Origin of the sequence: Streptomyces sp. 13-12-16 (assembly GCF_002114215.1) — a bacterium.
GTDB lineage: Bacteria > Actinomycetota > Actinomycetes > Streptomycetales > Streptomycetaceae > Streptomyces.
In genome coordinates, this window is the sequence record NZ_NCTE01000348.1 from 1 (window position 1) to 8593 (window position 8593).

Consider the following 8593-nt stretch of genomic DNA (forward strand, 5'->3'; position numbering starts at 1 on the left):
CCGCGATCCGGCCCCGGCTCACCCCGGCGCCCCTCCACAGCTCCACCCACCGCTCGCCGAGCACGGCGGGCACCGCGTCCGCGACCAGCCGCCCCAGCAGGCCGCCCGCGGGGACGCCGAGGGCGACGGCGGGCAGCACCATGTTCTCGGCGCCCTGCCAGCCGGACGTCGGCAGCCATCCCAGCCAGACCCCGCCGGCGAGCAGCGCGACGGTCGCCAGCAGGAACTCCGGTACGGCGGCCAGCATCGCGGCGACTGCCCCGGCCGACCCCCGCCCCCGTACCAGCACGGGCGCGACCAGCGCGGACGCCAACAGGAGCGCCACACCCGACGAGCTGGCCATCAGGGCCAACGACACCTGGAGCCCCGTGACCACGGAGGGCAGGACCTCGGCCCCCGACACCCAGGAGGTGCCGAGATCGCCGTGGAGCAGGCCGGACACCCATGTCCCCAGCAGGGACAGGGGGCCGGCCTCCAGGCCGAGGTCCCGCCGTACGGCGTCCAGGGCCTCCCGCGTCGGCTCCTGCTCGGCGGAGCGGGCGCGCAGCACGGTCAGTGCCGGGTCCCTGCCGGACAGCCAGGGCAACAGCCCGACGGCCGCCAGGACGGCGATCAGACAGACGACGCGGGTCACTCCCGCCGGACCGGGTCTCACTTGACGTAGGTGTCCGCCGTGACCAGTTCCCGCTCGCGCGGGTCATGGGCGGCGCCGACCACGCCGGCGGCGTCACCCTGGATGACCCGTTCGTGCAGCATCGGGACGGCCGCGTCGGTGGCGAGGACGGCGGCCTCGGCGGCGACGGCCGCCGTGCGGCGCGAGTCACCGGCCGGCCTCTCGCCGGCCTTCTTCAATGCCTTGTCCACGCTCGCGTCGGCGAGTTGGGAGATGTTGAAGGAGCCGTCGGAGGCGAAGTCGCTGTACAGGTACGCGGCCGGGTCGCCGGAGTCGAGGACGGTGGCGCGGGAGAGGATGAACGCGTCGAACCCGCCCGCCAGCGCGTCGGACTCGATGTTCGCGTACTCGCGGACGTCCAGCTTCACCTCGAACCCGGCCTCCTGCAGCTGCTGTTGCAGGGCGGCGGCGACCTCGGGCAGCTCGGCCCGGTCGGTGAAGGTGCCGATGGTGACGGTCTGCCCGGACGGCTTGCCCGCCTTCACCCGGGACACCGGCTCGCGCAGCTCGGCCGCCCACGGCAGGGCAGGGCCGAGCAGCCCTTCGGCGACATCGGCGCGGCCCTCGTACACGCCCTTCACGATCGGCTCGGCGTCGATGGCCTCCCGGGCCGCCGCGCGCATCGAGGCGTCCTCGAAGACGCCCTTCTCCGTGTTGAGGCAAAGGGTGTTGGTGCGCGGCATCGGGACTTCGGTGATCAGGTCCTGGTCCAGCACGGCGGCCTGCGACACCGGCACCGCCTCGACGATGTCGGCCTCGCCGCTGCGCAGCGCGGCGGCACGGGCGGTGCCGTCCGGTACGAACCGTACGTCGATGCCGGGGGCCTTGGCCCTCTCGCCCCAGTAGTCCTCGAAGCGGTCGAGGGAGGCGGAGGAGGTGCCGTTGACGTCGGTCAGCTCGAAGGGACCGGTGCCGGCGCCGACCGGGTCGACCGTCCTCCCCTCGTAGGCCTTCACCGCGAGGATCGACAGCTGCGGAGAGCTGAGCCGCTGCGGGACCAGCGGGTCCTCGGTGGCGGTGGTGACGGCGACCGTGTCGGAGGCTTCGGCCTTCGCGGTCAGTTCCACGCCGTCGAGAATGCGGGGCTTGGGGGAGGAAGTGGCGGCCCTGGTGAGGGAGTTGACGACGGCCTCGGCGGTCAGCTTCGTGCCGTCATGGAAGGTGACGCCGTCGCGGATCGTGAAGGTCCAGGTCTTCCCGGACTGCTCCCACCCGGTCGCCAGCGCGGGCCGTGCGTCGCCCCTGCGGTCCAGCTTCACCAGAGTCTCGGCGGTCGACCAGCGCGACAGCTTGAACGCGTCGTCGGAGAGCGGGGACAGGCCCGAGCGAGGGGGCTGCATCATCGCGATGCGGATCCGCTTGCCCTCGGCGTCGGCATCACCGGAACCGGTCGAGGAGAAGCATCCGGCGAGCAGGACGGAGGCCGCGGCGGTCGCAGGGAGGGGGAAGAGGCGAGCGGGGACGCGCACGGGACACTCCGGGTAAAGAACTGGCCAATGGTTGATCGCGCAATGACCGTAGCACGATGACAATCATTTTCAGAACAGGTGCTGACCGCCTCGAGCGCGGAGGGTCGCTTCTCGGTGACTCCTCGACGGGCCTGCTCGGGGGTTTCCGTGGTCGCGCCGTCTTGAGCGACGTGTGCAGTGGCCGGTTCCCGCCATTGCGAGCGGGAGGGTATTCGGCGACAGGCCTTCTTCAGGTCGGCCGGTTCGCCCGGCCGGCGCCTCCTGTCGCCTTCTTCATGGCCAGGGCCTGGTGCGGGCGAACTGTCACCAGCCGTCGTCCGGGCCGAGCGGCGCCTTGCCGGGGCCCGGGCAGTGGGACGGGGCGTGCGGGAGGGTGCGTTGCGGGCCGTCGCGCCCGAGGGGGTGCGATCTCGTGCTCAGGCCGTCCCGTTCACGGCCGCCGTGGTCGGCGTGTCCCGCAGGCCGAGGCGCAGGTGCTCGACATGGTAGAGGGCCTGCTCCAGCAGTTCGGCGACGTGGTTGTCGTAGAGGGCGTAGATGACCGAGCGGCCCCGGCGCTCCCCGGTGACCAGGCCGAGGTTGCGCAGCAGGCGCAGCTGGTGGGAGCAGGCCGACTGTTCCATGCCGACGGCGTCGGCGAGTTCGGTGGCGGCGCAGGGGCCCTCCTGGAGGCGGGTCAGGATGCGCAGCCGGGACGGGGTGGCCAGGGCCTGAAGGGTCGTGGCCACGTCGGCGGCGCCCACGGTCTCCAGGCGTTCGCGTGCGGTGGCGGTGGTCTTGACGTCAGCTCCATGGCCCATGGGCACCATCCTACGAAGGCCCTCCCATGAATGCATGAATGAGTATTCATGTGCTCCTGTATGGTGAATGTGAGTGGCTGCCGGATGTACGGGCTGCCGCCTCTTCGTCATGCCGTCGTGAAGGACTGTCTGCTCCGATGACCTCCACCCTCCACCCGCCCACGGCCGACCGTCCCGCGCCCGCGCGCACCGCAGACGTCTCCCGGTACAGGACGCGGGTTCTTGCCCTGCCCGAGGCGCGCTGGGCAGCCGCGGCCACGATCCTCTTCCTGCTCGCGCTGCCGCTCCAGCTGGCCGGGGCGCAGGCCTGGGCATGGGGCCCGCTGTACGCGCTGTCCTACGCGACCGGCGGCTGGGAGCCCGGATGGGCGGGTCTGCGGGCACTGAAGGAGAAGACGCTCGACGTCGACCTGCTGATGGTCGTCGCTGCGCTGGGCGCGGCAGCGATCGGACAGGTGATGGACGGCGCCCTGCTGATCGTCATCTTCGCCACCTCGGGAGCCCTGGAGGCGCTGGCCACCGCCCGCACCGCCGACTCGGTGCGCGGCCTGCTCGACCTGGCGCCCGCGACCGCGACCCGCATCGAGGTCGACGGCAGTGAAACGACTGTCCCCGTCGAGGACCTGACGGTCGGCGACACCGTCCTGGTGCGGCCCGGCGAGCGCGTCGGCGCCGACGGCCGTGTCCTGGACGGGGTGAGCGAGGTCGACCAGGCCACCATCACCGGTGAACCCCTGCCGGTGGTGAAGGAGAAGGGCGACGAGGTCTTCGCCGGCACCCTCAACGGCACCGGCGCGCTGCGCGTACGGGTCGAACGGGACGCCTCCGACTCGGTGATCGCCCGGATCGTGCGGATGGTGCAGGAGGCCTCCGAGACCAAGGCGCCGACCCAGCTGTTCATCGAGAAGGTCGAACAGCGCTATTCGCTGGGCATGGTGGCCGCGACCCTCGCCGTGTTCCTCGTCCCGCTCGCCTTCGGCGCGGACCTCACCGACTCCCTGCTGCGGGCCATGACGTTCATGATCGTGGCCTCTCCGTGCGCGGTCGTGCTGGCCACCATGCCGCCCCTGCTGTCGGCCATCGCCAACGCCGGACGCCACGGAGTGCTGGTCAAGTCGGCCGTGGTCATGGAACGGCTGGGCCAGGTCGACGCGGTCGCGCTGGACAAGACGGGCACCCTGACCGAGGGCACCCCGCGCGTCACGGACGTCCGCCCGTTCCCGGGCACGGGCCTGGACGACGAAGAGCTGCTCCTGCTCGCTGCCGCGGCGGAGGCCCCCAGCGAGCACCCGCTGGCCGGGGCGATCGTCACCGCGGCGCGCGAGCGGGGACTCGGGATCAAGCCGGTGGTGGACTTCGGCTCCACGCCCGGTGTCGGAGTGAAGGCCACGCTCGACGGACGCATGGTCGAGGCCGGTGCCCCGGCCCGGCTGCTGCGCGAGGCCGACGACGCCGCCTCGGCCCACGTGAAGGCCCTGTCCGGTGAGCTGGAGGAGGGGGGCCGGACCGCCGTCCTCGTCACCCTCGACGGTGCACCGGTCGGTGTGCTGGGCATCGCCGACCGGCTGCGTCCGGACGCGGCCGCGACCATGACCTCGCTCGTCTCCCTCACCGGGACCACGCCGCTGCTGCTGACCGGTGACAACCCGCGCGCCGCCGCCCGTCTCGCCGCCGAGGCCGGCATCGAGGACGTGCGGGCCGGGCTGCTGCCCGAGGACAAGGTGGGTGCCGTCCGGGAACTGGAGACCAGCGGGCGCAAGGTCATGGTCGTCGGTGACGGTGTCAACGACGCGCCCGCGCTGGCCGCCGCCCACACCGGCGTCGCCATGGGCCGGGTGGGCTCCGACCTGGCGCTGGAGACCGCCGACGCGGTGATCGTCCGGGACGAACTGGCCACCGTGCCCGCCGTGATCTCCCTGTCCCGCCAGGCCCGCAAGCTCGTCGTGCAGAACCTCGTCATCGCCGGAGTCTTCATCGCCGGCCTGGTCGTCTGGGACCTCGTCGGCCATCTGCCGCTGCCACTGGGCGTCGCCGGGCACGAGGGCTCCACCGTCATCGTCGGCCTCAACGGCCTGCGGCTGCTGCGCGAGTCGGCCTGGCGCAAGGCCACTGGCTGAGTCGTCGCAGGGCGCCTGTCCGCCAGTCACCCCGGTACATGGCCACCGTGTGCCGGGGCACGCGGCATCCACACAGGCACACCCGGATCTTCCTGAAGCGGCCTTTTCGCCAGCAGTCCGCCACCCCGGCCCGCTCCGGCGGCAGGAGTGACCGCAGCGCCGTCGCCGGCCGATGGAAGCGGTTCATGTGCGCCGGGTCGGGGAAGACCTCGGGCCCGTGGTGCTGCGCGAGATGCATCGTGTCCTGCACCCCGGCGGACGGCTCCTCGTGGTCGAGTTCCGGCCGCCGGACAGCCGCCTCGGCCGACGGCTGGTGCACGGTGCGAGTGGCGACGCCACGGCGCACAACCGCGTTGATCCATTGGACGACTTCGTCGGGCGCGGGCTTCGAGGTGCGCGGTCACGGTGATGTGCGGCCCTGCTCTGCTACGTGCAGGAGACGCGGTGGCGGCAGCGGGTCCGGTCGGCCTCGTCGCGGGAGGCCACTGCCTCGGCGATGTCAGCAGATCGGAGCCCGGGGGACACCCTCGCCGTACTGCGTCAGGGAGCACACGGTCTCCGCTGAGACCTTCCAGGTGCCGTCCTGTCGTACGGGCGCCCCCGGGCGGTCCGGTCCGGTCTTCCGGCCGTCGGGGAAGAGGGTGTAGCCGACTCGCGCGTTCAGGTCGGAGGTGAAGGTCACCGAGCCGATCCGTACCCGCAGCAGCCGGCTCTGCGGATCCTCGGCGAGTGCCTCGAGCATGAGCTGGTGATCGCCGCCGTTCCCTGCGACCTCCGCCTTGTCCTCCACAGAGGTCTCGGGACTGAAGAAGCGGGCCCAGGCGGCGCGGATCTCCTCCTCGGCCTCGACCGGATCCTCGGGGGCACTTGCCGTCGGTGACGGAGGCCGGGAGGTCGTGGGCGGCGGCGTCCGACTCGGCGTACTGAGTGGCGCGGAGATCGTGGGCGCAAGCCCGGGTTCGTCATCCGTGCAGGAGGCGATGGCTACGAAGAGTGCTGTCGCCGCGACGGCGGCGCGAAGCGATGTTCCCCATCGCCCGCCGCCCGGCCCACCTGGTGGGCAACACTCCGGTCCTGTGGGTCGACGAGCCGTTCGCCCCACAGGGGCGGGGCTTCCACGCCGAGCTGGAAGGCGCCAGTCCGGGCGGTATCAAGGACCGGCCCGGCCTGCACATGATCCGCGAGGCGCGGCGCCGCGGTGAGCTCGCGCCCGGCGCACCGATCGTCGAGTCCTCCAGCGGCACCCTCGGCCTCGAGCCAGCAGTACTTCGTCACGTCGAGTGATCTCGGCTGGTGGTGGGCATCCCCCCGGTATGAGGCTGGGGGAGGTGGAACGGCTCCGAGGTGAGTCATCGGAGTTCGTTGCCGATGTATTCGCCTCCGTGCCGCGACGGGATCAGCGGCGGTGCTGAGGTGTCGCTGTCGGCAGTACCGGCCTTGCGGCAGCGAAGGTCACACGCGGGAACGTCCCGGGCGCGCCCTGGTCCCGGATCAGGAGGTGCGTGGAGCGGGCCACGGGGAGTGCGGGGTCCGGCGCGGACGCCGATGTGCCCGGATGCCCTGGGCGGTCTTCGTGGTGGCTCTGGCCGGATAACGCCTCTGGGGATCACTCCCTCATCAGCCAGACTTGTTGCCTCACGACACATGCGCACCGTTGCCGCGGTGGCCCGTGCCCGGGAGGCCCCTGATGACGTCGGACGTGAGGCCGGACGAAGACGGGGCGGTGACCCCGCCCGGGCGGCGACGGCCTCCCGGCGACCGCGTCGCGCTGCGCGGCGATCTGCGGTCCGCCCTGCCCGACGCCGGCGCGGCGGTGGTGGTCACGGCGCTCGTGTTCGCCCTCCTGTGGGCGCGCATGGAATCGGGTGCTTCGGACACCGTCGCGGTCATGCCGTTCATGGACGACCCCGGCACCTACTGGATGTACCTGCTCAGCCAGGCGTTCGGCTGGTCGGGGCTGCTGTGGGCGTGGGGCACGGTGATGCTCGGTCTGCTGCTGTCGGGGCCGCGCCCCGCCCGGCTGCCGGTCTCCCGGCAGGCGCTGGAGCGCTGGCACCGCACCACGAGCCTGACGACGACGGCACTGATGTTCGCCCACGCGCTGATGTTCGCGGCGGAACTCGTCCGCTACGAGACGAAGGTGGACTGGGCGGAACGGCTGTGGGTGGCCTTCGCCGACAGCTTCGTTCCCGGCTGGTACGACTCCGGCACCGGCCGGATCGCCATCCCGCTCGGACAGGGTGCCCTGTACCTGGCGATCCCGCTGGGGCTGTTGTTCTACGTCCGGCACCGCATCGGAGCAGGCACCTGGCGCCGGCTGCACCGTTTCGTGATCGTCGTGTACGTGCTGAGCGTGTGGCACACGCTGCTGTACGGGACCAACGTCTGGTACGGGGAGTGGCCGCGCACCGTCCTGTGGCTGCTGCAACTCCCGGTCGCCGCACTGCTGTTGCTCCGCCTGCTGAAACCTGCCCGGCGGGCCGAACGGCTGGGCTCCCCCGGCGGGAACGCGGCCCGGCCGGGGTGGTGGGTGCGGGTGGCGGGACGGGTCGCGGTCGGGGCCGTCGTCGTCGGGCTGGTCGTCGTGGCGGTGTCCGGCCGTGACGGCGGACGGGACCGCCCGGTCCACCCGCCCGCGACGGCCCCCCACGCCCAGGAGACGGACTGACGGCCGGCCCGGCCTCCCGGGATGGGACGATGGACGGCGACAGGGCGACGGCGGAACGAGGAAGCCGGTGTGAATCCGGCGCGGTCCCGCCACTGTGATCGGCGAGCGAGTCCCGACAGGCCACTGCCCGGCAGCGGGTGGGAAGGCCGGGACGAGCATCGACCCGAGAGCCAGGAGACTCACGCGGTCGCCTCCTCGACGGACCACCGGGGCGGATCTCCCCGGAGAGAGGGACGGCACCGCGTGCCCGCAACGCCGACCGGACGAACGACGGACGACAAGAGGCCCGCGACGGCCACCGGCCCCGTGCCGTGCCGCGTCGTCGTGTGCCGCGACTGCTGCTGCGGCAGCCCCAAGGTGACCGGCGTCGACCACGAGGCCCAGACCGAACGCCTGCGTGCCGCGGCACCGGTACGCGTCTCCGACTGCCTCGACGTCTGCGACCAGGCCAACGTCGTCGTCGTACAGCCCTCCGCCGAAGGCCGCGCGGCCGGCGCCCGGCCCGTCTGGCTCGGACTGGTCAACGACCCGGACGCGACCGAGGACATCGTCGCGTGGGTCCGCGCAGGCGGTCCTGGTGTGGCGCCCCTGCCGGACATCCTGGACCTCCACGTCTTCACCCCGCCGGGGCGCCGCGCGACCTGCTGACGTCGCACCGGGCCGACCGGACCGTCCGCCACCGGGGGCACGTCCGACCGCCCACGAGGCCCGGCCCTCACCCACCGGGGACGCACGGACCACACGGACGTGGCCGCGGCCCCGAAGGCGGATGCCAGGACCCGGTGGGTCCCTCGTCCTCCCGACGGGCGGTCCCGGTGCGGGCCGGCACCCGCTCGCCGGCTCCCGCGTCCGCGGCGCGGCGGTGC

General features: G+C 72.7%; 6 protein-coding genes, 2 pseudogenes and 1 riboswitch. Of the genes and pseudogenes, 4 read left to right on the forward strand and 4 right to left on the reverse strand.

All coding sequences use genetic code 11. The annotated features are described in order from the left end of the window. The 3 genes and pseudogenes from B7767_RS14680 to B7767_RS14690 all read right to left on the reverse strand — a co-directional run. Window positions 1–655: pseudogene (locus B7767_RS14680) on the reverse strand (ABC transporter permease); the annotation flags it as partial. Beyond that, window positions 652–2142: an ABC transporter substrate-binding protein gene (locus tag B7767_RS14685; protein WP_085572580.1), complete on the reverse strand. Its 1491-nt coding sequence runs from the start codon at window positions 2140–2142 to the stop codon at window positions 652–654. The gene B7767_RS14685 and the pseudogene B7767_RS14680, both read right to left, overlap by 4 nt. 416 nt (window positions 2143–2558) lie before the next feature. Next, entirely contained in the window at window positions 2559–2942 is a 384-nt protein-coding gene (locus tag B7767_RS14690; RefSeq protein WP_085572581.1) for a helix-turn-helix transcriptional regulator, read from the reverse strand. A gap of 137 nt (window positions 2943–3079) precedes the next feature. On the opposite strand from B7767_RS14690, the gene B7767_RS14695 reads away from it, so the two are divergent. Further along, window positions 3080–5059 carry a heavy metal translocating P-type ATPase gene (locus B7767_RS14695; protein ID WP_085572582.1) on the forward strand — a complete coding sequence of 660 codons (1980 nt, stop codon included), beginning with the start codon at window positions 3080–3082 and terminating at the stop codon, window positions 5057–5059. 499 nt (window positions 5060–5558) lie between these two features. Here the strand turns inward: B7767_RS14695 and B7767_RS14705 are convergent, their stop codons facing one another. After that, a complete protein-coding gene (locus B7767_RS14705; RefSeq protein ID WP_143652461.1) occupies window positions 5559–5801 on the reverse strand; it encodes a hypothetical protein in 243 nt (80 codons plus the stop codon). A gap of 281 nt (window positions 5802–6082) precedes the next feature. On the opposite strand from B7767_RS14705, the pseudogene B7767_RS14710 reads away from it, so the two are divergent. The 3 genes and pseudogenes from B7767_RS14710 to B7767_RS14720 all read left to right on the forward strand — a co-directional run. Further along, window positions 6083–6313 (forward strand): annotated as a pseudogene (locus B7767_RS14710) (pyridoxal-5'-phosphate-dependent protein subunit beta); the annotation flags it as partial. Between the two features lie 433 nt (window positions 6314–6746). Further along, window positions 6747–7727, forward strand: a complete 981-nt coding sequence (locus tag B7767_RS14715) for a ferric reductase-like transmembrane domain-containing protein (RefSeq protein WP_085572585.1) — start codon at window positions 6747–6749, stop codon at window positions 7725–7727. A 54-nt stretch (window positions 7728–7781) separates the two neighbouring features. Continuing rightward, window positions 7782–7908: riboswitch (cobalamin riboswitch) on the forward strand. A 62-nt stretch (window positions 7909–7970) separates the two neighbouring features. Then, window positions 7971–8375 (forward strand): hypothetical protein, encoded by a 405-nt coding sequence (locus B7767_RS14720; protein WP_085572586.1) that lies wholly within the window; start codon window positions 7971–7973, stop codon window positions 8373–8375. Window positions 8376–8593: the final 218 nt, after the last annotated feature.

Excerpts from the sequence above, each read along its gene's own strand:
- B7767_RS14690 (WP_085572581.1), bottom strand. The coding sequence starts at position 2,942 with ATGGGCCATGGAGCTGACGTCAAGACCACCGCCACCGCACGCGAACGC.
- B7767_RS14695 (WP_085572582.1), top strand. The coding sequence starts at position 3,080 with ATGACCTCCACCCTCCACCCGCCCACGGCCGACCGTCCCGCGCCCGCG.
- B7767_RS14705 (WP_143652461.1), bottom strand. The coding sequence starts at position 5,801 with ATGCTCGAGGCACTCGCCGAGGATCCGCAGAGCCGGCTGCTGCGGGTA.
- B7767_RS14715 (WP_085572585.1), top strand. The coding sequence starts at position 6,747 with ATGACGTCGGACGTGAGGCCGGACGAAGACGGGGCGGTGACCCCGCCC.